Origin of the sequence: Vibrio agarilyticus, assembly GCF_012641465.1 — a bacterium.
GTDB lineage: Bacteria > Pseudomonadota > Gammaproteobacteria > Enterobacterales > Vibrionaceae > Vibrio > Vibrio agarilyticus.
This window is the reverse complement of record NZ_JABAIK010000015.1, coordinates 79,317-103,425: the sequence shown is the minus strand read 5'-3', so window position 1 is coordinate 103,425 and position 24,109 is coordinate 79,317. Positions and strand designations below refer to the sequence as shown.

17 protein-coding genes, 3 tRNA genes and 1 pseudogene are annotated in these 24,109 nt (G+C 42.9%); 5 read left to right on the top strand and 16 right to left on the bottom strand.

Annotated features, from left to right (window positions below; translation table 11 throughout):
* The 8 genes and pseudogenes from HGP28_RS14485 to HGP28_RS19365 all read right to left on the bottom strand — a co-directional run.
* On the bottom strand, positions 1-186 hold a 186-nt coding region (locus HGP28_RS14485), incomplete at its 3' end, for a DUF1153 domain-containing protein (protein ID WP_168837190.1).
* A gap of 491 nt (positions 187-677) precedes the next feature.
* Positions 678-2,573 (bottom strand): nuclease-related domain-containing DEAD/DEAH box helicase, encoded by a 1,896-nt coding sequence (locus HGP28_RS14480; protein WP_168837189.1) that lies wholly within the window; start codon positions 2,571-2,573, stop codon positions 678-680.
* A complete protein-coding gene (locus tag HGP28_RS14475; protein WP_168837188.1) occupies positions 2,570-4,099 on the bottom strand; it encodes a hypothetical protein in 1,530 nt (509 codons plus the stop codon). The genes HGP28_RS14480 and HGP28_RS14475 overlap by 4 nt, the downstream gene beginning before the upstream one ends.
* Positions 4,099-5,262, bottom strand: coding sequence for an AAA family ATPase (locus HGP28_RS14470; protein ID WP_168837187.1), 1,164 nt, complete (start codon positions 5,260-5,262; stop codon positions 4,099-4,101). Before HGP28_RS14470 ends, HGP28_RS14475 begins: the two co-directional genes overlap by 1 nt.
* A complete protein-coding gene (drmB, locus tag HGP28_RS14465; protein ID WP_168837186.1) occupies positions 5,255-7,165 on the bottom strand; it encodes a DUF1998 domain-containing protein in 1,911 nt (636 codons plus the stop codon). Before drmB ends, HGP28_RS14470 begins: the two co-directional genes overlap by 8 nt.
* Positions 7,155-10,295, bottom strand: a complete 3,141-nt coding sequence (locus HGP28_RS19405) for a helicase-related protein (protein ID WP_211092005.1) — start codon at positions 10,293-10,295, stop codon at positions 7,155-7,157. The genes drmB and HGP28_RS19405 overlap by 11 nt, the downstream gene beginning before the upstream one ends.
* 549 nt (positions 10,296-10,844) lie before the next feature.
* Positions 10,845-10,970, bottom strand: a pseudogene (locus tag HGP28_RS19480) (IS630 family transposase); the annotation flags it as partial.
* A gap of 355 nt (positions 10,971-11,325) precedes the next feature.
* Positions 11,326-11,529, bottom strand: coding sequence for a helix-turn-helix domain-containing protein (locus tag HGP28_RS19365; protein WP_281355574.1), 204 nt, complete (start codon positions 11,527-11,529; stop codon positions 11,326-11,328).
* Between the two features lie 123 nt (positions 11,530-11,652).
* Here HGP28_RS19365 and HGP28_RS14450 point away from each other — a divergent pair, with 123 nt between their 5' ends.
* From HGP28_RS14450 to HGP28_RS14440, 3 genes are read left to right on the top strand one after another with little or no spacing between them, the layout of a single operon-like run.
* Positions 11,653-11,889, top strand: coding sequence for a hypothetical protein (locus HGP28_RS14450; RefSeq protein WP_168837184.1), 237 nt, complete (start codon positions 11,653-11,655; stop codon positions 11,887-11,889).
* Complete coding sequence (locus HGP28_RS14445; protein WP_168837183.1) at positions 11,882-13,108, top strand: Arm DNA-binding domain-containing protein; 1,227 nt, start codon at positions 11,882-11,884, stop codon at positions 13,106-13,108. The genes HGP28_RS14450 and HGP28_RS14445 overlap by 8 nt, the downstream gene beginning before the upstream one ends.
* Before the next feature lie 3 nt (positions 13,109-13,111).
* Positions 13,112-13,972 (top strand): TraI domain-containing protein, encoded by an 861-nt coding sequence (locus tag HGP28_RS14440; protein ID WP_168837182.1) that lies wholly within the window; start codon positions 13,112-13,114, stop codon positions 13,970-13,972.
* 487 nt (positions 13,973-14,459) lie between these two features.
* Here HGP28_RS14440 and HGP28_RS14435 read toward each other — a convergent pair.
* The 4 genes from HGP28_RS14435 to HGP28_RS14420 all read right to left on the bottom strand — a co-directional run bounded on the left by HGP28_RS14435 (position 14,460) and on the right by HGP28_RS14420 (position 15,636).
* Positions 14,460-14,536, bottom strand: a tRNA-Val gene (locus HGP28_RS14435).
* Positions 14,537-14,573: 37 nt separating this feature from the next.
* Positions 14,574-14,650 (bottom strand) — tRNA-Val (locus tag HGP28_RS14430).
* Between the two features lie 37 nt (positions 14,651-14,687).
* Positions 14,688-14,764 (bottom strand) — tRNA-Val (locus HGP28_RS14425).
* A 179-nt stretch (positions 14,765-14,943) separates the two neighbouring features.
* Entirely contained in the window at positions 14,944-15,636 is a 693-nt protein-coding gene (locus tag HGP28_RS14420) for a DUF2726 domain-containing protein (RefSeq protein WP_168837181.1), read from the bottom strand.
* A 270-nt stretch (positions 15,637-15,906) separates the two neighbouring features.
* Here HGP28_RS14420 and metA point away from each other — a divergent pair, with 270 nt between their 5' ends.
* Together metA and pilW are read left to right on the top strand one after the other, a co-directional pair.
* Positions 15,907-16,848 (top strand): homoserine O-acetyltransferase MetA, encoded by a 942-nt coding sequence (metA, locus tag HGP28_RS14415; protein ID WP_168837180.1) that lies wholly within the window; start codon positions 15,907-15,909, stop codon positions 16,846-16,848.
* A gap of 134 nt (positions 16,849-16,982) precedes the next feature.
* Positions 16,983-17,720, top strand: a complete 738-nt coding sequence (pilW, locus tag HGP28_RS14410; protein ID WP_168837179.1) for a type IV pilus biogenesis/stability protein PilW — start codon at positions 16,983-16,985, stop codon at positions 17,718-17,720.
* Here pilW and rlmF read toward each other — a convergent pair.
* The 4 genes from rlmF to HGP28_RS14390 all read right to left on the bottom strand — a co-directional run bounded on the left by rlmF (position 17,710) and on the right by HGP28_RS14390 (position 23,622).
* Complete coding sequence (gene rlmF / locus HGP28_RS14405) at positions 17,710-18,882, bottom strand: 23S rRNA (adenine(1618)-N(6))-methyltransferase RlmF (protein ID WP_168837178.1); 1,173 nt, start codon at positions 18,880-18,882, stop codon at positions 17,710-17,712. The two genes, pilW and rlmF, sit on opposite strands and share 11 nt — an antisense overlap.
* Complete coding sequence (locus tag HGP28_RS14400; RefSeq protein ID WP_168837177.1) at positions 18,879-19,394, bottom strand: M48 metallopeptidase family protein; 516 nt, start codon at positions 19,392-19,394, stop codon at positions 18,879-18,881. Before HGP28_RS14400 ends, rlmF begins: the two co-directional genes overlap by 4 nt.
* A 133-nt stretch (positions 19,395-19,527) precedes the next feature.
* The gene (melB, locus tag HGP28_RS14395; RefSeq protein WP_168837176.1) at positions 19,528-20,910 is read right to left on the bottom strand and encodes a melibiose:sodium transporter MelB; all 1,383 of its coding nucleotides are present in this window, start codon (positions 20,908-20,910) and stop codon (positions 19,528-19,530) included.
* A 591-nt stretch (positions 20,911-21,501) separates the two neighbouring features.
* A complete protein-coding gene (locus HGP28_RS14390; protein ID WP_168837175.1) occupies positions 21,502-23,622 on the bottom strand; it encodes an alpha-galactosidase in 2,121 nt (706 codons plus the stop codon).
* Between the last annotated feature and the right edge of the window lie 487 nt (positions 23,623-24,109).

Here is a 24,109-nt window from a genome sequence, read left to right as displayed (position 1 = left end):
ATCCTTTGGATTTGCTTTAAGCGCGTTCTCCATTCCACCCAATGCATCATCAACCCACCGTTCAACTTCTGCGGGCGTCAAATCATAAGTTCTTGCCGCTTCTTTAGCCGTTGTTTTGCCTTTGATGATCTCTTTGACGAGCTCGGCTTTACGCTTTGCCGTCCAACGTTTTACTTCTGGTTCCATAGTACTAATGACTCCTTTTAGGGTGACACAATATCATGTCCAACTCTTCTCTGGGTCATTACAGGATCTCGCAATTTCAAATGCCATCGGTTTCGCGATGTTTTGTGCATCTTTACCTTCTTGTTGGCTAACTTTCACTTCTGCCATGAAATTATTGATTGATTTACAATCCGACGGCGTCGAACCTGTGAAGATGGGCTTTGTTACCCCATCAATGAATATTTTGAAACATAAAAATACCTATCAATGAATCATTTCGTTGAGAGGCATGTTAGTGATGTTTTTGGTCGGTTGAAGTTCGTAAGCTTATGATGTTGGTAACAGAAAATCCAAGAGTTCGAAGCTTATATCTAAGCCAAGTTAACTTTAAAAATCAAAAAGTCTCTTAATAGATTGTCCAGTAATACTGGATCAGATCACAACAGAATAACTCTGCCTTGAGCCCAAAATTTCAAAGCGCTTTGATTACTCGTACAACTCGGATGACAACTTTAGTGACTAACCAAATTTGAAACCTCACCTAGCTCTTCTTCACACAACGGTGCTTGATAGTACTTCCAGCCTAAAGAAGAAAATTTATCAATAGTATTCTTTTCCGCACGATCATCGAAAATACACACCTTTGATTGCGGCCAGGCAAGTTCAACTTCAGATACCACAGCATCACTACATACGAGCTCATAACCACAAATAGGTGCAGGTGCACTTAACTCAATTAGCGCTGCACACTCTTCAAAAAGAAGTGTTAGATCCAAAACTTCTTGCCAGGCGGTCATATCTACTGATTCAGAATGTTCATCTAATATACTAGTTGCTTCCGGGCGGCTATATAAAGTGGGTATAGGGTTCTCTCCAGAAGCCCAAACAACAAGTAATCGCTCAGATGCTCTTGTTAGTGCAACATAAGCCTTGGAGGTGTTATCCAAACATTTTTCATCAAAATCGACCAAGACAATAACTTTGTTTTCTAGCCCCTTAAAGTGATCTAGCTGTGAAAAGCTTATCTCTGGCAGTGGCATGTTCTTTACATTGAAATCATCTAGTTGAGCTATATTTCTTAATACGGATTCTGAAACACTAGAGACGCAACTATCGAAGAAAGAGTTACTAGAAAGAATGGTTATGTCGGAATAACGATAACCTGCCTTTAGAGCTTTAGATATTGCGAACTCAACTTGTTCTATCTCATCTTGTACCGTGCTAGAAGAAAAGATTTCGACGTCAGGCCCTTGAATCTTTTTTGTGGCAATCCTATCTGAGCCCAACAAGTTAGAAAGGAAGTTCAATGTTACTCTAGAGTATCGATAGGCAATATCTAATGACAAATGAACATCACAACAATTTTTCAGTTGCTCAATCACTAAATAATCCGGACTATCAAAGAAGCTGCTTTGATTGAGTAGGTCTTGAAATAAGACCCATCTCCCTTCTCTAAAACCGCCTTTTATGTAGCTTTCTAATATGTTGATTTTATTAGATTGATATAGATCTTGAGCTTCATCTATAATAACCACATCATATTGAGAAGTAAAAGACCTGCGTGACTCTACCTGCAAGCTATTAATAGTGGCAATAACTATATTTGAAGCACTTAATTCTGATTTTAATCGTCCTTTCAGCCACTTAGACTCACACAACACCAAAACCTTTTCCTCGGGGCTAACAAATTCACGAGAAATTAGTTTAATTAAATGTGTTTTTCCTGTTCCAGCTGCACCTTCACATATAATACGCTGTTCATTTACAAAGGAAGTTACTACTTGTTTCTGCATAGCGTTTAAATGTTCGATGCATGTTAAAGCCCCCTTTTCTTTTTCATTAAAAATAGATCCTGGTCTTAACAAGTTGGCTATTTGAGATATTTCATTGATCGACAGAGTCACCGGTGAATATACTTTCTCTACCCAATATCCAATAAAGTTATTTAGCCAAGAATTAAAGCCTTTTAGGGCACTTTTACATCCAAGCATTAAAGAATCATACTCTATAGAGTCTTCTATCCGTAATGTACTTGGAAGTAAAACACCATAGCCCACTGGCACGTTGGCTAATTTAATACCTTTTTCAATCAATGAGTTTAACATTGAAAATAGAGCCGTTCGTGATTGATTGAATGGATTTTCAATCGAGTGATTCCTTTGGCTCGACCTCGAATACCATCTACCTTTATTTTGATATACTCGCCCGCCCTTAACCTCAAAAACGAAGATACCTCGGCTACAAACTAGAACAAAATCTAACTCCCCCATACGCTTTTCACTATGAGACACTAAGTGAAGAGAGTTAAAACAAATAGCCTCTGACATTTCTACGCCACGAAACGCATCAAAAACCAATAGCTCAGCATAGCTACCATTGTTATATGGCTGGGACGGATTTAATCTCATAGTTTATTCAATTGATTCACCAATTTCATGCGAGCTTTTGTTAGAGCCTTTTCTTCTTCATAAAGTTTCAAAATGAAATTGAAGTCAACATCTTCAAAGGCTCTTTGCGCAATCATCTTTGCTTCAAACTCAGACTCATTTGACGGTAAGATTTTAATCAATTTTTCTGGATGTTCTGGTACATAGGTGTGTTCACCGACTGACACGATTTGCTTCAGGTTTTTCGACACTAGATCAAATTTATAAGACAACACATTTTTGAGTTGAGGAGTTTGTGAATCATCTAAAATATCTACTAATGTTGGCACTAGCGAGAACTCTTGTTTAACCTTTTCACTCGTTTGATTCGTGATAGTCAAGAAATATTCATACATACGTTCAATAACAAAACATTCTAACCCTTCAATTTGTCTGACACTCTTTGGAACTTCGTAAAATTTATCTCGCATACCATAAGCCATTGCGATATTTACGTACCCTTCTCCACTAATCGTGTGTATAGGTTGTGTGAAGAGCTTTTCCGTTTCATCAAGCAAAGAGAACATTGTCACAATCTGATCTATAAACTGACTTACCCGATCTACTCTGCGGAAAACTTCCATTTGCTCAGATTTCGTACTTTCGACTTTACCTTTCAATATATCGCTAAGGCGAGTTTTAAGGCCTCGTAAAAATTTGGTGGCTTTAGGATCTCCGAGATCTAAATCGAAAAAGGGAATCAGCTTATCTAACACTTTCTCGTTTGAGCCGCATTTAATTAACAAGTCAAAGAATTCATCCTGGATACGATATTTTAAGCTATCTTCTTCAAAATCACGAAATAGATATTGTTTAGTCACCTTTATAGCTAAAGGAGACGCAAAATCACTTTCGTTTGCTCCTACATTTGAAAGTACTTTAAAGGCATCATTGGCTACTTTGCCATTCTTAGCCATTACATATGTCAGAGCGAGAGCTGCCCCGTATCCGCTCATTTTATAGAGCAAGTTTTGCTCAAACCCTAGCGGTCTCTCATCTATATTAGTTTCTAACACACCTTCAACACCAACTAGCTCACTTGGGTCCTCTGATTGGAGTAATTTATCAAATCCACCTTTTTTGAACTTTACTCTATTGAGTAGTTCATCGGATACTCTACCCGTAGTTCTTGTCAAATAATCAAAGTGTTCATGAGCACTTTGATCTTCAAAGATGATCTCGCTAATACAGTATGTTGGTAGAATATTTTCTAAATACAACCATGTTGAAGATTCCGACGGTTCTGGAGTAACTCCATCTAAGGTGACAACTACAATAGCACTCTTTGCATATGCGTCTTCTTTCCTTGACGCTTTTACACCATGAGCTGGTATCTTAGATTTCGTAGTGGGTTTTCTGTGCAAAGGTATAACGTTTGAGTGACGAGACAACTCATCTGGTATATAATGACCTATCGGAAAGACGCTAGCTGGCGTAATAAAGCCAAAAGCAAAAAACTGAGCAAGATTATCTACACAAATAGGAATATAAAACTGTTGCTTGGCCATTAGATTGTATCTCTTTCTAAAATATTGGGATCCGAGGGAAGCAATGCTTCAACTGGTTGGTTTGGGTACTGAGCACTTTGCATCAAGAAAAGTTCATCTTTAGCCCTAGATGTCATAACGTACAATCGCTTTCTCATTGCATCTTTATCTTCGCCGATGATTTGCAGTCCGTCCAAAATGACATAAACTGTATCAAATTCAATCCCTTTAACTGATTTATCACACAAGACAACAATACCACCTTTTGAAAAGTCGATATTAACATTTCCTTGTTTTTGACTACTGGAGTAGCTCGATACTACTGGTTTCTCGTTGTCCCTCCTTATGTCCATTTGATCAAATTTCTTAACGTAATCAGCTCGCCTAGTTTCATTGGCGACAATAACACCAATTAACTTTCCACTGTCTCTATCTGCAGCTCTTAGAATAGTTTCTACACAGGCATTTACCGACGAGTAATTAATGAGCGTCGGTATTAATAGAGATGAGCGCTCTGGCAACTTTGGCAATGGACTGGCTCTATCTGTATAGAAATGCTGACAAAGCTTGGCAATTGGTCCTGTATTACGGAAATTCTCCTCAAGCTCAATTACACTATCTGGAGGTAGCCCCAGTACCTCCTCCAAATCTCTTCGACTCGAGTTGTCCTCTGTAATCTGTTGGTTCTGATCACCAACGATGAAAAAGTTCTCAAAGCCTAACTCCATCACCGATTCATAATATCCTGATGGTAAGTCTTGTCCCTCATCTATGATCAGATCTTGGATTGGCACCTTACCGTAATAAGACGCAAAGATATTTTTGAGTTGATCATAGTCCGGGTTCACTTCCCTTTTCTTTTTTTCATTAGCAGTTGGGACACGCTCAGGCATATACTGTTTGGTTAATTGGTACTGTGTCTGATATAACCAACTCATCGCAGTTGTCAGGTCACACTCAGCTAGTTGAGATGTATGCGCTGCTAGTACATGATTGAACGTTAGCACCTTAGGCGTTCTGCCTTTTCCTTGGTACTTTTTCATACGATGCAATGCGACTACAGATTTGCCTGTACCTGGAGCACCCACTACCAAGTGCTGCCCCTCTAACGGTAACCTCAACACTCTTTGTTGCTGTTTGGTAAGGTTATGTGACTGAGGCAATTCATTGACTCGTTTACTCACTGGCATTCTCCCTAATAAACTCTACCAAAGACGGGATTCCATATTCCATATCACCTTTAATCAAGACTCGGTCTAAGAAGACATTGCCGTATGCGCAACTGGTGTCGGGAACTAAAGTACAGCCGTGGCATGCAGCTCTATTGAGGCCATCTCTCCCCTGCCCACCGTGATCTGAGCAAACTGGATCTAGCGTACACCAGTGCGCTCTTTTTATTGCACTGTCTAAAATAGTTAGAAATGACTTTGGCTCAGCCAGCTCCATCAACCCACCGAGTGATCCGCTTTTATCAGCCACTGCGGTATAAATCAAGAAGCCACACATCCCTTCTTCTTTTGACGAATAAAGTCGTTCACACAATGACGATGCTGGGTAACCACATTTATCCTCTAGCTCTCTTATAACCAAGTGTGACAAGGTATGAAGTAAGACAAACTCTGGAGTAACCTCATCGACCATTACCTGACTCTCAGATCGTTCATAGTGGTTGGCAAGTTCATTAATTCTTCGTGCAACCCCATCGTGATAAGACCAAGCTCTTAGCCATTTAGGGTTTAATGTAATGAAAATTCCCTCTCCATAGAGATTGATCGCTGGCAACCAATCAGCATCGCCCACTATATTAGGTTGAACAATTTGAGGCTGAAATTTCGCTTTATCTTCCGGAGCCTTTGACTTCTTTGAGGATTCTTTTTCAGGATCTAAGTCTCTTTGCGAACGAAGGAAGCCACTAAATACTTGTACTTTTCTAAGGCGCTCGACTTTTACTAAATCTTTAATAATCAGGCTTATTGGCAATAATTCTTCAGGTAAACGATCTCGCAGAGCTTCGTAATGCGAAGTTAGGTGTCGCGTTTTAAAGTCAGCTGATGGCGAAAATGACTGCTCCGTCGTTAACGCATCGTACTCCTCTTCTTTCATTTGACCTGGCGTGCCAATAAGCTCTTGAACATCATGTTCATTAACACCAAATTCGTAGACATTTAGTGCCCTATGTACTTCCTCAACAGCTACATTTAGCTTTCTTGCTAATTGATCCGTTCGACGTTTTCTCAAGAAATCACTAGGTGCATTCAATACTTCATCAAGATCATCGGAGTACTTTAGAATATCAGCGGTACTCGAGTTCTTATCATCGTTATTTGACTCTGGCGGAATAACCAGCCCATCAAGATTGACTGGTGAATATACGCTAGGGTGATTTATTTCAACAACTTCCCCTTTGCGTTTTAGTTCTACTGATTCGTCAGCAATCTTTTCAAAAATCCAAGGCTGTGGCTTCATTGGCCTAAGCCCTGCCTTAGTTGGTTCAAATAAGGTTGAGCTACCGCAACTGGCGCAAGATATCTTCTGACGTCCGTTTACAAAATCGATTCTCAACTGGTCTTTGTGGTGTGAGTGATAACAGTTCGCAACCTTACCGTCTGGCGGAACCCTTCCATTCAATTCACAATGACAAAGATAATTCCAATTGACATCATCTAGGTTTCCAAAGTTATCTACTACACAGTAAGTACCTTGACCCATCACACCACTACAACTAGTACAGCGTGGCTTAGACGTTGACTTATGGGGATTATTAGCCCAAGGAGCCAAATCGAGTTGACCACAGCTCACGCATTGCAAATAACTAGGGAATAGAACCGCAGGTATCGCTTTATCGGCATCCCCTGCGTTATCTTCATTACCGGTAGGCGGCAAATAAAGACGTTGGGGAATTTCCAAGCAGCGTTGAATACGACTAACATTTTTTAACTCATTTTTAGGATCCGGAGTACCACTGCCAAACCAATATCGAGTATCTACAATGACACCTGTATAGTCATTTTCCAGACGGGCGATACTACCGACCCCTTGTTGAGAAGCAATGTGGGATAATCTAATGGCCGTTAATTTAGTGTTCATTTTTTAGCTCTCGAAGTGTATTGACAAGAGTACTATCTTCTACATTTCGCATCGATGTTTGTGTATCCCAAAGTGCTTTTTTTTCAACGTCATGTGTTTTAATTAACGAGTCTGCTGCTCGGTCTTTACTATTAAAGTGAAGCTGCCTTCTCTTCTGTTTGCTTTCTTGGGCATGTTGAGACCACTCCTCAACCAGTTCTTCCAGCATATCTAGAGTTGTCTCCAGTTTGATGGTTTGGTCCTGTCGCTGTAAGTCAGTGTCAAAGGGCCCTTCAATAGCATTCCGTATACGCCCTTTCAACATTTGCACGATCAGGCTTATATCTTGGTTTTTGGCGTCGAATAGATCTGCACTGCCATTAGCAACTAGTCCAATACCAGACATCCTTAATGCAATGATTAACGAAGCATGCAATGCCTTCTTGAGTGCTTGATAAGTGAACGGAGTAAGACTTGTTGGTTCGACATAGCGATAGAATGACTCATGATAAGAGCGGAAGTTTTCGTAGTGAGATAAGCTGCTAGTCTGTGATTTGTAATAGTTTATAAATACCACACCAGGTATGTCGCCACGGCCAACACGACTGCTTGCCTGAATATACTCTGACGTCGTCAAAGGCTGACCGTTAATGATCATTACCGCCAAGCGCTCAACGTCTAATCCCACCGATATCATGTTCGTCGCTAAAGCGACGTCTACAACTTTCGAGCTTTTATAAGACTCCTCAAGCTCGGCAAACGTCTGATTATTCCTCTCTGCACCCTGAAGAGAAGTCAGTGATTTGACATTCAACAGGCGACTTATTTCCTCGTTTCGAGATTTGTACTCGTCTTCTGTTAGTTCCTGAGCGTACTCAAAGAGCTTCTGCTGTATTGAGCGAGTAATTGGTCCTTTAAATGAAGCGTCACTCGCTGAAACGCCTTTCAAACTTCCGTGGTAAACCAACTGAGTCCACCAAGCATCTTTATATTCTGGCTTGCCAGCAAAATGCACCTGTGGCGCAATAGCAATGAGACTAGACAGCGGCTCTAGAGAATCTCTTTTCGATTTACTGAATGCCATATAGCCTACGTACAAACGTCCTGGCTTCTCTGTTATCGGGACCGTTCTGGCAAAATATGAGTCATCATGCTCAAGCCCCGCAGGAGGAAAGACTGCTGAAGATTTACCGTACAGTTGCTTAACTTGCTCACTCGCATTCCTAATCGTTGCAGTTGATGCAATGTACTTCGGGTAAATGCCGCGCTTTATCAACGCCGTTTCAATACCTACCTCGTACAGGCCTACCATCGACCCTAAAGCGCCTGATATCAGATGAAGCTCGTCTTGTATGATCAGTTCCGGTGGTCGTTTACCTTTACCTCCAAAAAATACTTCCGCCCTACCATCCCAGGCAAGCATGGCAAACTTATCTACAGTAGCAAGTAGGAGAGTTGGTGGGTTGTCGTATAGGGATTCATCGACCGTCTTGCACGGCAGTATGCTATTGTTACTGGCACCAAACTCACAAGTGTCATTCGTACACTTAATGTCGAACCGGTTTTCATGAGCTAGATAATTCTTTTCAGAAAATTTGCTTTTACACCAGGGGCAAGATGTCATTCCTAACTTTTCAAAATTTTGGTTGTTAAGAACCTGTTGAGCTTGATAATAGGTATTCGGAGTACTTTTACTTCCGACCCACAACCCTAATGTAAACGGAGTTTTACCTAATAACTTCTCAGACTTCCTTCTTAGTAGCTCAAGAGCACATACCACTTTTGCAGCACGGACAAACTGTTGCCCAGTTAACAGAGTCAAGGTATAGCGCATAATGGCCACCGTACTGTCTTGGCTTTGAGGGTAAACCAGACGACGATAGACAAAAACCATCGCCATAACACCCAGGTAGGCTTCTGTTTTACCACCACCAGTGGGAAACCATATCAAATCGACGACGTCTCGATTGATATCTCCTTCATCAATTGATGATTTCATGGTCATCAATACAAACGCAAGCTGAAACGGTCTCCAGTTAAACTTATCAAAATCCGGTGAGTCTTGACCTGCAGTCATCTGCTTTAGCATTGCTGCATTCATAAATGAAAATGCAAGTTGGGCCTGTTTATTCCCTTTTAAAAACTCAATCCCTTCAATAATTCGCGCATGGGCATCTTTCGCTCTATTGACTATGCTATTTGCTACCTCCTGCTCATGAGATTCCATCGCATCCATCATCGACTGCTGCGTGGTCAACCAGTCGCCATACCCATTAGCAAAGTCTGTTAAATAATCAAAAACACTCTTGTTTTTGTGGCAGGTAGATAGGATTTTGAAATTTAGGTGTTTGGTTTCAGAGCCTGCAGTATTCGCTGTAACACTAGGTACTTCTACTTTTGGAATAAAATTGGTTTCAATTACACGGTGTTTATTTTGAACTGACCAATCGACGCCGACTGCATGCCCAATCGCATAATTTTTAACATTTTTATACCTTAACTCCAGCTCCTTTTCCTCATCAGTCAATAGAGAAAAGTCTTTCTGAGGATAGCTATTGACTTGCCCTGCTATAACTGTGCACCGAAGTTTTACGTCAAACAGAGTCTTACACGCCATTTGTGGTGTTTCTCTATCAATATCTTTTATAGTCTGTTGGTTAGCCAACGAAAGGGTAACTATGTAACCATCTTTGAAAGGGCGCCACGTTTGATACAACTTAGCTCTAAAACCATCTTCACATGCAAAAACATTGGCTGAATCATTGGCATGTGTAGCAACGCTGGGACTATTTGATTCAAGAAAGTTTCGCTCCATTGAATGGACTTCCTTTCTCCAAATTTCACTTTTATTACCCTGTTCTTTAGAGTTTTGGACACCTTCATTACTGAAAGTCGTACATTCATATTCAATAGAAAGGCGAATATCCGAACCAGTGACATAAAACGAAAAGCCCGCAGATGAAGGTGCTGTAATAGAACCAACACTATTCCGTGAACGGCTTGAAGTTTCATTGTTTCCGTCTGCTAAAGGACGTAACAACCCAATGTGAAACTTTTTAAGAGGGTTTTCTTTTAGTTGATCAGATTCCGTTCTAATTAAACTATCTTCTACAAACTTTACAAAGCCTGCTCTTTCCGTTGTAAAATCCACGTTCACCCCATTGAAAAAACACTACAAACCTGCATTCACGATTTTACGAGACCAAGTTCTGATAACCTTTGTATCAATATGACTACCAATCAGAAATTAAATAACAAAACCACCAACCATTCACCCCACCAATACAACAATATCCCATGTGTCGACCTTTATAAAAATACCAAATTTCAGACATTTAATTAACTGTATTAATTTCAACCAACCTAGTTCAACTTCACATTTTTTGAATTATTTTTCTATTCGAAAAATATTAATACTTACTAAAAAGTTTCCTCTGAATAAAAAGCACTCAGCTAGCCTCTCACTCGAAAGGGAAGAAGCTTGATCCCCACAAAATGGCAACGCTACTTTTGCCAAGTACTCGCTTTGGCTTAAAACTTCAATGTCGAAGTACTCTTTGACAAATACCAACGTACCTGGCTGTTCTTGTAGTAACTTTTGAAAAGACGTCTTACTTGAAGTTACAGTGGTGTTGACGGACACTCACGAACCTCATCACATAGTTTATCTATGCTCAGAGACTTTGTTCGCTGGTCACCTACCTACATCTCCAAGTTGTTTGGATATAATACGGTCACAAACTCGACTATCACGCTCAATATAGTGCATTTGTTCGAGTTGCAGTTTCTGTTGAGGAGTCAGTGTAATTTTCATGATGCGTAACATGATCCTGATTTTAATAAAAATCAAGCATCTTCAATGACCACGGATATAGATAAATAAATCAGAGATTGCAGTTGCGCTGAAAGTTGCAATAAAATTATAAATTTAGTCTGTCATTTCATGTGATTTTACTATGAATTTCATTATATTATAATCAGTAGCACTCACAATGGAACACTCATGGCATTGTATTCACTTAAAGTAAATCAATATCAAAATATTAATTATAAATAGAAGACAGCTTTTGAATTGCAATTATAGAGAATAAATAAAATTTAAATTATTCCTTAACCTTTTATAAATTATAATGCTCGATAAATAGCTTACTATGTATATTTTATATGCTATATCTATAGGATCATAGTTCGTCTTTTTGATACCAAATTAAATCAGATACATCGCATTTAAAATACTGACACAATGCATCTAAAGTTTTCGTTGTAGTGGTATACCCTTCGTCTCTGATCATCTTCGCCATTGCAGAGCGCTGGATACCCACAGCAGCTGCAACCTCAGATCCTGAGATTTTTCTCCCCTCAAGCTGTGATTTATCATCGATCAATTTCTTTAGGTTATATCTAATCAACGTTTTATTCTCAAAAAACTCGCAATTGTGTCTTGATAAAACACGAAGAGTATCCTATCTTGATTTTGTGTCCTGATAAAACACAAAAAGAGAGGTCAAATGCACCAATCACTATTAACCACAAAAGAACTCGCAGAGCGTATCAAATTTAGCGCCAACTATATCAATTCGACTCTGCGAGATTCCGTTTTCATCGAAGGTAAGCACTACATTCGACCATTCAATGGTAGAAAAATTCTCTACATTTGGGAAGAGGTCGAGGCCGAATTATACCAATCAGCCACCCGTAATCTGAACTATATCCCAATGGCGGGTGGGAGAGTGTGTCATGGGTAGTGTCAATTCAAGAAACGGCAAACTGTATCTCGATTTCAGTTATCAAGGGCAGCGGTGCCGTGAACAAACTGCCCTGCCTCAATCCCAAACAAACGAGCGCAAACTGCAAAAACTGATGAATCAAATTGATGCAGATATCCGTTTAGGTTGCTTTGTTTATGGGGAGTATTTCCCTGATTCCAAAAAAGCTAAGCTATTTATTCAGCAAGATAGAGAGGCGCAGAAAAAGAAACAAGCGCTTATGGGCAACTATAAATCGGCTCTCATGGAGTTACAGGGTATTGATACCATCGCTTTTGATGAGTTTGTGCAAGAGTGGTTTGATGAAAATCAAGTTCGCTGGAAAGAGAGCTACAAAGACAGCATGAAAATTTATCTCTGGCACTATTTAGTACCCCATTTTGGTGAAACTCAGGTCGATAAAATTACGCGGGCTGACATCCTAAAATACCGAGCATCCTTGGTCAAAGCTCGCCCTTGTGGCAAAACCTTATCTGCTGACTTTATTAACCATGTGATGACGCCACTTCGAATGATTTTAAATGAAGCCGCTGATCGGTATGCTTTTTCTGCCACCTTTGAAAATATCAAACCACTTCGCATTGAAAAGCGTGATGTTCACCCATTCAATCTCGATGAAGTAACGCAATTTCTGAGTGCGGTTCGTCGTGAATTCAAGGATTACTTCACCGTACGCTTTTTTACTGGTATGCGCACCTCAGAAATTGATGGCTTGAAATGGAAATACGTCGATTTTGATCGTCGTATCATCACCATTCGCGAAACGCTCGTCAATGGTCGCCCTGATAACACCAAAACACTTGGCTCTGCGCGTGATATTCAAATGTCATCGGTTGTCTATGAAGCCCTCTACTCGCAACGTCAAGTCACGGGAGATAAAGAGTATGTGTTTTGTAACAAAGCGGGAAAGCCCCTCGATAAAGGTAATGTCCGCGACCGCGTTTGGAAACCCACTTTAACCAAATTGGGAATGGAGTACCGTCGCCCTTATGAAACTCGCCATACGGCTGCAACACTGTGGTTAGCAGCGGGTGAAGCACCAGAATGGATCGCGCGTCAAATGGGCCATACCACAACCAAAATGCCGTTTGAGATTTACAGTCGTTACGTGCCCAACCTCACTCGTAAAGATGGCAGTGCGTTTGAGAAATTATTAGCGAACAACGCCATTACTCAGTCAACAAAGAACGAGGGATAAGTTATGCGTGCCATTATTGCGGTAGTCTCTGATCACCTAGCGTTTCCCGTGAGCGCCTCCCTAGTGAAACTTGAAGGAGATTTTGGCAGTGTGTTATTGTCAAGAAAAGCATTAGCTCCACTTGAGATCCAAGTTGGGATGACACTTTACATTGAATTTAAGTCATCCTCTTTTTGTTTTCGCGGCCGCGGGGTTAAACACGCTGAAGTATTGGAACATCTTGCTGGCGAATCCTTAATTAAGAGCCTTCCGTTCTCGCATTCCTCTGAACTTCGAGAAGGATATCGGCACCTAACATATTTGATCCGTGAGATATCACATCCCGACTTGCACAGTTTCAAGATAAAGCTACAAAATGACCAAACGCTACTGAAAGGCCTACTCACCTTGCCTGCCAGTTACCGCCATCATCACTCTTACGCCAGTGGCTTACTGATCCATTCGTTAGAAGTGGCTTATTCTGCACTTGGATCTTTCAATGGTTTTCATAGTTGCAACATTGAACGTCAGCTGTTGATCATAGGTGCGTTATTTCACGATATTGGTAAAACCGCGCATTACCTTGATACAGGCGAGTGCCGCTATATTCCTAATGCCCATGAAAGCTGCAATATCGGTATCATGTATACCGAGCTTCAAGCGCTACACAAACATCAGCCATTATGGTATGAAATTTTGATGACCGCTTTACAGCCATCAACTTACCTTAAAAAAACCGTTTGTGTTATTGCCGATGCGGTTCACTACGCCGATAGGCTTTCGGCGGCTAAAAACATCAATGCACAAATATTTTCAAACTGCCCTTCCGGCTACTATTTTTCGATGCATGACAACCGCCGATATTTGCGCAGCATCGCACCTTAAATCTCTTCACATAAGCCTATTTCTCGACGGAATTAGCCAGCCACGCTATTGGGCTGGCATTTTTCGGAGCATATTTGTTTATTAGGCGCTGATCACACATATGGCTAAAACTGCGCGAATCTCACGTCAACCAATTGCCTTGTCTTTACCCAAAAAATCTCAGTACATCATTCTAAAATACGCATCAAAAGCTGCGACTATTGTCTTTTGTTGCCACAAGGTGTGACTTCAGTTTTTTTGAAATTTGGGGTCAAAAATAGAAGTCATAAATTTTTTGGCTGGCACACCGATGTCACAGCGCCGTCACAAAGCATAATTTAAAAACAGAGGTCATGATTTTAGCGAAAAAATGCCAAATAAAAATTCACTAAGATGAATAAGAAGGCAGTGGAAAATTCGAGAGGAATAGGTGTGAAATTGGCATACGCCAGATACAACAAAGCCAAGCGTAATGCTTGGCTTTGTGCTTGTTCTATAAGAACTAATATGGTGGATCCGGGCGAACTCGAATCGCCGACCCCCGCCATGTCAAGGCGGTACTCTAACCAACTGAGCTACGGATCCAGACTTTATCTCTTTTGCATAAAAATTCAAAAAGAGATGGTGCGTCCAGGCAGACTCGAACTGCCGACCCCTACCATGTCAAGGTAGTACTCTAACCAACTGAGCTATGGACGCATTGTGCTTCGTTCTCAAGCTAACCACTCTAAAAGAATGGTGCGTCCGAGTGGACTCGAACCACCGACCCCCGCCATGTCAAGGCGATACTCTAACCAACTGAGCTACGGACGCATTCCTTGAGAACGAGGAGGATATTAGCGATCCGCTGTGGATGACGCAAGTAGAAATTTGCTTTGTATGGCTCGTTTGCTTTAATCGCCAGCAATTAGACCAAAAATAGAGCGACACTCGTCATCAATAGATGATTGCTCTCACATTTTTTTGAATATCACCATCGCCTTTCAATTGAATTAAACGTCGCTGTTGAGCGGCAACTTCTGCTCAGCCTCATCGTTTTCAAACACCACATTGTAATTTTCCGTGTAGGTACAATTTGGCTGGCGAGAGCAAGTAAAAAAGCGACGCCCTTTAAATTCGCCGTGGGTTGCGGTGCGCAACACCATGGGGCTGCGGCATTTTTTACAAAATCGCACTTCACGCTCTGGCTCAATCAAATCAATATGGGCAGCCAGTAAACGGCGCAGCTTACCCACCTGATAACTGTATTTTACCGAGCCACCAATTAACGGCAAATTGGCACTTTTACACAGCTGAATGAGTAACTTTTGTCGTTCCATTTTCGCTTTTTCAAGCGGTTTACCGTTATCAAGTTCGATGATCACTCGAGGTTCAAAAGTTCTTGAGTCACAGATGACGAAATCAAAGTGGTAACGTGCAATGCGGTTTACGGCAAAACCGTACTGCTTTTGACTTTTAATGTTACGCGGCGCCAATACATTAGCGATGTTGACTTTGGCAAACACCACTCCATGATTTCCCACCGCTTCTTTTAACGCATTAAAAAATGCCACTTCTTGTGCATTCAACATCGCGCCTTTTTGACGATAGTGAAACTCAATTGTCTTGTTGGGTTTAATGATGAACTTTTGAATTAGCCAAAACAAAACCACTAATACTGCGACAATCAAAAAGATATTGGTCATTGGGTACTCGTTCTACATAAAGGTGACGCACGTTTCAAAGTACGAGCAAAGCCGCAACGCCGCAAGCATTTTAACGGTGGCTTAGGCAAAACTCTGTCACAACGCCATATTCAGTAAAAAATTCTACGCCCACGAGGTCGACAGCCTCGGAAAAATCGGTTAATTTGGATGTATAGACGTCCAGACTTTTGACCGTTTTCATTACTTTATGAAATGCCGTCGCCTTGAGTAGGACAAGTAACACGTGATCAATAGCTTAGGGAGAAAGCTGTGCCTATTCGTATACCCGATCAATTGCCCGCATCCGACATTTTACGCAACGAGAATATTTTTGTGATGAACATGACGCGGGCCGCTAGCCAAGAGATCCGCCCACTACGCGTACTGATTCTCAATCTGATGCCAAAGAAAATTGAGACGGAAACTCAATTTCTGCGTTTGCTATCGAACAGCCCACTGCAAGTTGATGTGGAGCTGCTGCGCATTGATAATCGCCCAAGCAAGAACACGCCCACGGAGCATCTGGACACCTTTTACCGCCAATTTGAGATGGTTAAAACGCGTAACTTTGATGGCCTAATCATCACCGGCGCGCCACTTGGTCTGGTTCAATTTGAAGATGTGATTTATTGGGACCACCTACAAACCATAATGACATGGGCAAAAGATCACGTCACATCAACGCTGTATGTGTGTTGGGCCGCGCAAGCGGGGTTAAAACTCTTGTACGACCTACCCAAACGCACTCGTAAAGAAAAGCTCTCTGGCGTTTATGCGCATCAAATTCACTCTCCTTACCACCCTATTTTGCGCGGGTTTGATGATACGTTTTTGGCACCGCACTCACGCTATGCCGACTTCTCAGCCGACTATTTGGCCGAGCATACCGACCTTGAAATATTGGCAACGTCAGAGACCGCTGGCGTGTACCTCGCAGCAACCAAAGATAAACGGAACGTGTTTGTGACCGGACATCCCGAATATGATGCTCAGACACTGCACAATGAATATGTGCGAGATTTAGGCGAAGGAATGGATCCAATCATCCCCGTTAACTATTACCCTAATGATGACCCTTCTCAGCCACCAAGTGCCAGCTGGCGTAGCCATGGCCATCTGCTGTTTTCAAATTGGCTTAACTACTGCGTTTATCAGCAAACCCCTTACGATTTAGATAAGTTCAGTGAATCGGCTTTTACCAAAGACGATTAACCTTAAGTTCAAACAACAAATAGGTTATTTAATACGCCAAGAATGTTGAGTCCCTCGCATCTTGGCGCCCTATCCTGCCTGACGCTTTCTCGGTTGGTTATCATGGTGTTTATTCTTGCCATAGAGTGTCAAACATGAAGTGTGTCCGTGGTTTATCTTCGTCTTTCCTATGCTTTGCTCTGCTCTTGACCGGTTGCGTTACTATTACTGACAAGGGACGCACCGAAGGGAAACGCGTTGCTGTCAAAGCAAATCCCATTGAAAAAGCGCAATCTCGTATCACACTTGGACTGGCCTATCTGGAGCAAGGTGACAAAATTCGCGCTCTGGAAAATTTTCAAAAGGCGTATCAACACGCTCCGAGCTATTATCGCGCGCAATTAACACTTGCTCACTATTATGAATTGGTCGGAAATAACCAGCGAGCACAAACATTTTATTCTCAAGCGATGGCGACACATCGCACCAATGGTGACGTGCTCCACCTTTATGCAACTTATCTTTGCAAACAAGGCAATTATCGTGAGGCGGACACACTGTTTAACCGCGCTATCGCCCTGCCAAATTACGTCGGCATCGCTGACAGTTATGAAAATGCCGGTTTTTGTGCATTGAAATCCGGGAACTCGCAGCGCGCGCAGCACTATTTTGCCCGCACGCTCGATTATGACGCCAACAGACCAAACTCATTATTGCAGCTGGCAAAGTTGGAAATTGATGATGACTTACTCGTGCAAGCTCGAGCACGCTTGATGCAGTTCAACCAAATTTACGGCGCTCGCAAAAGTTCACTAAAACTATTAGTCACGCTGGAAACACAAGCGGGAAACATATCATTAGCCCAACGCTACCAAAATCAAATCACGCCTTGAGGCCTGCTAGCTCTGCCCACTGACGACGTAATGGCGCATCAAGAAAGCTCCACGCCACCAAACGGCTCACTTTCTGGCCTTGGCTCATTTCAATCACTCGCATCGCTTTCACGCCCAATGCGCTTAATTGCTCGCACAGAGGCGTAACATTCTCTTTTTTCGAGATCAGCGTGCTAAACCAGAGCACTTGCGTAGCAAAATCCCGACTTTCGATGGCCATTTGTGCCACAAATGCCGCTTCACCGCCCGGACACCACAACTCGGCATTTTGGCCCCCAAAATTCAGTGAGGTGTTACGGGGCTTTGATGCAACGTTTTGGCGCATCTTAGCCAAATTTTCACTGCCACGTTTCACCTTGTTTGCCGCTAAGTTAGCGATTTTACGCTGAGTTCCCGCATTGGCCTCTTCAGCCGAGCGATGAAACGGTGGATTGCATGTGGTGATATCAAACCGGTCAGTTGGCAAAATAATGCCTTTAAAAATCGAGTCCGTTTTTGATTGACGGCGTAAAACAATGCGCGGCTGAAATTGCGGGTTGGCGTTAACAATGGCTTGCGCATTATCAATGGAGCGCGGGTCGATATCAGACCCAACCACATTCCACCCATATTCTGCTGCCGCCACCAAAGGATAGATGCAGTTTGCACCAGCGCCGATATCAAGCATATGAACCGCATTATGACGAAAGCCGCCCTTGCGCTCGCCATCCAAAAGCTCTGCCACACGATGAATGTAATCGGCACGACCTGGAATTGGCGGGCATAAAAATCCATTCGGAATGTCCCAATGCTGCACGCCATAATCGACCAACAAAATGGCTTTATTCAATAATTTTACCGCCAGAGGATCGGAGAAATTAATGCTTTGCTCTCCTGCCGGTGTGCGCACAATATGGGGCGCTAACGCAGGGAGCACCTTGACCAATTGCCCCAAATCATAACGTCCATGATGACGATTTTTCGAGTGCAACCCGCTTTTGGTTTGGCGGCGAAAATCGATATGTTCAGCAACTTGAGGTGTACTTATGCGAGTTTTTTTATTCGTCGGTTTAGTACCACGTTTTGCACCTTGGGTAATTGCTGCGGCCTTTGGCGTCTTTTTTGGCGTTCGCTTTGGCGCTCGCACATTCTTTTGCGTTGAATTAGTCGGTTTTATTTTCATTGCGCTTTTACCTGCTGCGCCTTTAACTCATTCACCATCATAAACAAGCGCGCATCAAATTCGAATTGGTGGTAATCAGGCTCCATGTGACAGCAGAGCTGATAAAACGCTTTATCATGGTTTTTTTCGCGAAGGTGGGCTAATTCGTGCACCACTAACATTCGCAGTAGCGGCTCTGGCGCATGCTTAAAAACACTCGCTATTCGAATCTCATTCTTCGCTTTGAGTTTACCACCATGATTACGGCTGATCGCCGTGTTAAGCCCAAGCGCGTGGTTGATGAGGTGAATTTTACTGTCGTAAACCACCTTACTCACCACTGCGGTTTTTTTCATGTACTGATTTTTTATCGCCATTGCATAGTCATACAGCGCTTTCTCGCTTTGAATAGTATGGCGTGTGGGATAACGCTGTTCAAACCAAGGGATCAACTGATTGCGTTCAACTAAGCCGCTCACCTGCTCAACAATATTGACAGGATAGCCATGAATGTACCGCAATAGGGTATGCATTAGCGTGCCTCAAACTCACAAAAATGGTCGCCAAGTCTACTAAAATCCCCGCGTTGACGCATCACAAATCCCATAAAAAAAGCCCCCATCGGGATTCACCTCGATGGGGGCGCTAACTTACTCAAAGTAATGCTTATGCAATCGCATTTTCTTCAGCGTGTGTCTCGACTGATTTTGCTGCATTCAAATCATGAGCCTCTTTATCAAAACCATCGTGAAGACGGTAGTAACGCTTATAGATAATTCCGCTTAGAAGCATCATCACCGCAGGTAAGCCAATCATCATAAACTGAAGCCCCATAATTGTGCTTTCAGATTGCTCGACGTTGGGTACGTAACCCACCAATGACAGCCCGATACCCACGATAAAGCCACCCGCTGCGCCAGCAAATTTTACCAGCATGGTTTGCACTGAGAAGATAACACTTTCACTGCGGCGGCCTGTTTTGTGCTCGCCGTAGTCGACCACGTCTGCCAACATCACAGTTTGAAGCGCGTTCGCAATGCCTACGCCAAACTTAATTGCCGCGCCTGATAGACCAATCAGCAGCGCACTGCCTGGCGCAACCAGACCCATGATAAGTAGTAATACGCACGATAGCACCGCACAACCACTTGCAATCAACCATAGGAATTTACGAGGCAGTACTGCCGCGATACGTGGGAACAAGAACACACCCGCCACTTCAGCAACACCCGCCACCATCATGTAAATTGGGAACAGTTCAGGGTCGCCCAATGCGTAAGAGAAGTAGTAAATCGCGAAGCCACCCACCAGCAGGTTAGCGATTTGGAACGAAAGCACCGTACCAATAAGCGCTTTTAGCTGGTCGTTCTTACCAATGATGGTCAATACATCTTTGAAATTGAACTTCTCTACTGATGCAGCGGTATTGGTTTGCTCTTTGACATTACGCGCAATCAAAAAGGCGCTCATGACGAACAGTACTGCAATCAACACGGCCACATTAAAGAAGCCGTTACCTTGGTCACCATTACCTAATTCACCCACAATGTGCAGGCCATATGTACCAGTAATAAACCACGCGAGACTGGCAAAAAGACGTGGCCAAACCACCAATTTTTCGCGCTCTTGACGAGAGCTAGATAGCGCCGGGATCATTGACCAATAAGGAATATCCATAATGGTATAAGTCAAGCCCCAAAGAATATAGGCCGCAGCGGCATAAATATACAGCGCCGTCCCTTCAAACATGTGAGTGCTAAATAAACCGATAAGTACGATGGCATTTAAAAGTGTGCCAATCACAATCCAAGGACGGAATTTACCAAAACGCGAACGAGTGTTATCAACAATAACCCCCATCATAGGGTCTGTAATGGCATCAATAATACGCGCCGCGAGAAAAACAGTACCGACAAACGCCGCAGAAAGACCAGCAACGTCGGTGAAGTAGAACATAAGAAAGATGTAGATCGGCGCACAAGCAAAATCTTTACCCAGCGCACCCAAACCGTATGAGAGTTTGGTTTGTAGCGAAATTTTATCAGACATAATGCGTTCCTTTTCGTCGTATCACTTTGATTTCGCCTAACTCGAAGCCAAAGCGTCGACAACTTTTATTTATATTTCGATGGTTATCCTACCTATGCTGACAAAGCATTACTGTGATCAATCGCGCCCTACTGGAAACGTTTCCATTGAATTTATAAAAATGAGATCTCAAACACCTTTCTTGATATTAACTCGCTCGTTTTGAGTGATGAGCCTCTAAAATTTCATGAATATCTTCCGACAAAATCCGGAAACGATTCCAAAAAAAGACTCACTATCAGTCACTTTAATTAATGACCTTATTCAATCAGCTCTTTGATATGCGGAAAAACAGATAAAAAAAACCGCATCTACAACGTAAATGCGGCAAACACAATCATAAGATTGTCACAAATTGTCGACTCCGCGACATAGGAATAATGTATACCCAAGTCACTTGGGCATATACCCGTACCACTTGAAGTTGCAGGGGTGTTGGCTGGCTCTCACAAACCTCATCACATAGTTCGTCTATGTTCACGAAGTGCTCAGAGGCTTTGCTCGTTTGCCGCCTACCTGCAACTCCAAGTCACTTGGGTATAGATTGGGGAATTAATCTATCGCCTCAAGTTTAATCAGCATCGCAGTTTCAGCATCCAATACTGGCATGGTCAACCCCACCTCTGCGCACCAACTTCCGCTCAATTCACAACCTTCTTCGGTCCATGGCGGCTGATAATTAACGATATCTTGGTAGTTTGATGGTTTATCCAGCACTTGCACTCGGTAACGAGTGTTATTGGCTAAACCGGGAATTCGCAAATGGCCACTTAATGCATGAGTTGGCATTGCCAATTGTGCCAATAGCACGACAGCTTCACGTTGATCATCAGAGACCACTGCGTGAACAAGGTGGGCTTGGTCATCCGTTGGAATGCGCCACGACGTGCCCGAATGCAATAGTGGACGCAGTGTCTTGTGCAGTTCGATATAACGCTCAAAACCTTGCTTTTCTTCATCACATTCTGCAACCGGATCAAGCTCAATTCCCATATGGCCAAACAACGCCGTCAGTCCACGAAATTCAATGCTATGCCGGCGACGGGTACTGTGGCAGTGACTTGCGCCAATGTGGCTTCCCATCACTTCGGGTGGGAAGAAATAGCTCATACCGCGCTGAATCGTTTGACGCTCTAACGCATCATTATTATCGGATGCCCAAAAACGGTGGGTACGTTTCAGCACTTCATAATCAATACGACCACCGCCCGCCGCACACGACTCAATTTCAACGCTTGGATGCTTGGCGCGCACTTTATCAACGAGCTCATAGTAACGCTGCGTTTGCGCATGCGCTGCCGCTTGGCCGAGATGTCCAGGTTGCACCACTTCGCGGTTCATATCCCATTTGATATAAGCGATGTTGTAGGTCGATAAAAAGTGATCCAAACGTTCAAATAGGTAGTCAAATGCCGCTTGGTTTTGCAAGTCAATCACATATTGGTTGCGACCCGTTGGCTGTTCATAGCCCTCAACGGCTAGCAGCCAATCGGGATGGTTACGGTATAAATCGGAGTTTTTGTTGATCATCTCAGGCTCAAACCACAGTCCAAACTCCATGCCGAGCTGATTGACGTGTTCAACGACCTGATGCAAGCCTTCTGGGTATTTTTCTTGGCAAAGGAACCAATCTCCCAATCCCGCTTTATCGCCATTACGCCCCTTAAACCAGCCATCATCAATGATAAAACGCTCAACCCCCATCTGTGCTGACTGGCTCGCCATTGACATGATGTAGCTAGGATCGTGGTCAAAATAGATCCCTTCCCACGTATTAAGATGAATTGGACGCTGCTTTTGATGGAACTCAGCCGGCAAAATCGCACCACGAACATGACGGTGGAACTGCTGACTCATCTGGTTCAAACCATTACCGCTATAACTTGCGTACAGCCAAGGTGTTGTCAGTGACTCGTTTTCCGCAAGGTTAATTTCACCCGGCAGATAAATCACTTCAGCCTGCATGTAGCGGCGACCATCTGTTTTTGCATCAACACGCAAACGGTGGTTGCCACTCCAAGCAAAATGGAAGCCCCAAACATCACCTTGTAGCTCACCGAAGTGAGGCGTACCCGCGACAAGAGCTGGGTAGTGTTCATGAGATGTGCGACCGCGACGGTTTTCTTGAACATAACCACCATGCAATAGCGGCAAACGTTCTGTTTGAAATTCATGAACCCAACGACCGTAGTAAGTCATTAACTCTTGCGCTCGTGCTGGCATCGGCAGAGTGTTGGCGAGGCGATTGACGGTATACAAGCCTGACTTTAGGTTGGTGAGGGTATGACGTGTTTTGACCACATCGTGACTATCCAGAGCAATTTCACTCACTAAACGCAAGCCTGCCACAGAATCGACACTGGTGAGTGTTAATGAATCACCTTGCTGTTCATATTGCTCAATCACAAACGCAGGCGCCCAGTCTTGCGCGCCACGATGCCCTTCAAGGCCAGGGCTGCTAAACACGCCACGAGCAAGTTCAGGCGAGAGTGTCATTGACACATCATTGTCAAGGCGGCCATAAGGCACTGGACGAGCCAGCGCAATTCGCTCAGTTGGAGTCACATGACCGGTTGGTAGCGCATTCCCCCAATAGAGAATTTCAGCGAAGTCGCCCACTTCAATCAGCAGTTGCGTATTTGTGCCCACAAGGGTGATCAATTGTTTATTCATTGCAGCAATCATCGGTGATTGGAAAATTGCGCTGAATAATATATCAGTGTGCGAAAAAATCTGTGAGCTACCGCAAACTCATGAAAACGTTTCCAGAATTTATAGAAAACCGTGCGCTATCACACATTTTGATTCAGTTTTTGCTGTCAGCACTTGTTGATTGACGCCTCGTTACAGTGCAAAACTCACCGTCGTTGAAATAAAAAACACTTATTATTTCAATGTGTTATATTGGCTGTTTATTATTACTTCAAACAGCATTCCTACCTCTTGCAGTCACCGCATCAGCGCCGTATTCTTAAGCTCTCGAGTTTATAATGAAGTGTCTTGTAGGTCCTAACTCAATATCCCTTCAAGAAGTTGAAAAAATCCTGATAAAACAATGCGTTTATCTAATTCTACTTACTTCCTTGACTCAAAGGCTTCGCTCATGATTGGCGAAGCCTTTTTCTTTTCGTGCTTCATCTTGCCCTCTTTCAGCCCTTAA

Bases quoted from the DNA above. Each gene is read 5' to 3' on its own strand.
- rlmF (WP_168837178.1), bottom strand. From the start codon at position 18,882: ATGAAAATAAAACCGACTAATTCAACGCAAAAGAATGTGCGAGCGCCA.
- HGP28_RS14440 (WP_168837182.1), top strand. From the start codon at position 13,112: ATGCGTGCCATTATTGCGGTAGTCTCTGATCACCTAGCGTTTCCCGTG.
- HGP28_RS14400 (WP_168837177.1), bottom strand. From the start codon at position 19,394: ATGCATACCCTATTGCGGTACATTCATGGCTATCCTGTCAATATTGTT.
- drmB (WP_168837186.1), bottom strand. From the start codon at position 7,165: ATGAACACTAAATTAACGGCCATTAGATTATCCCACATTGCTTCTCAA.
- HGP28_RS14420 (WP_168837181.1), bottom strand. From the start codon at position 15,636: ATGACCAATATCTTTTTGATTGTCGCAGTATTAGTGGTTTTGTTTTGG.
- HGP28_RS14450 (WP_168837184.1), top strand. From the start codon at position 11,653: ATGCACCAATCACTATTAACCACAAAAGAACTCGCAGAGCGTATCAAA.
- HGP28_RS14480 (WP_168837189.1), bottom strand. From the start codon at position 2,573: ATGAGATTAAATCCGTCCCAGCCATATAACAATGGTAGCTATGCTGAG.
- melB (WP_168837176.1), bottom strand. From the start codon at position 20,910: ATGTCTGATAAAATTTCGCTACAAACCAAACTCTCATACGGTTTGGGT.
- HGP28_RS14445 (WP_168837183.1), top strand. From the start codon at position 11,882: ATGGGTAGTGTCAATTCAAGAAACGGCAAACTGTATCTCGATTTCAGT.
- HGP28_RS14390 (WP_168837175.1), bottom strand. From the start codon at position 23,622: ATGAATAAACAATTGATCACCCTTGTGGGCACAAATACGCAACTGCTG.
- HGP28_RS14475 (WP_168837188.1), bottom strand. From the start codon at position 4,099: ATGGCCAAGCAACAGTTTTATATTCCTATTTGTGTAGATAATCTTGCT.
- pilW (WP_168837179.1), top strand. From the start codon at position 16,983: ATGAAGTGTGTCCGTGGTTTATCTTCGTCTTTCCTATGCTTTGCTCTG.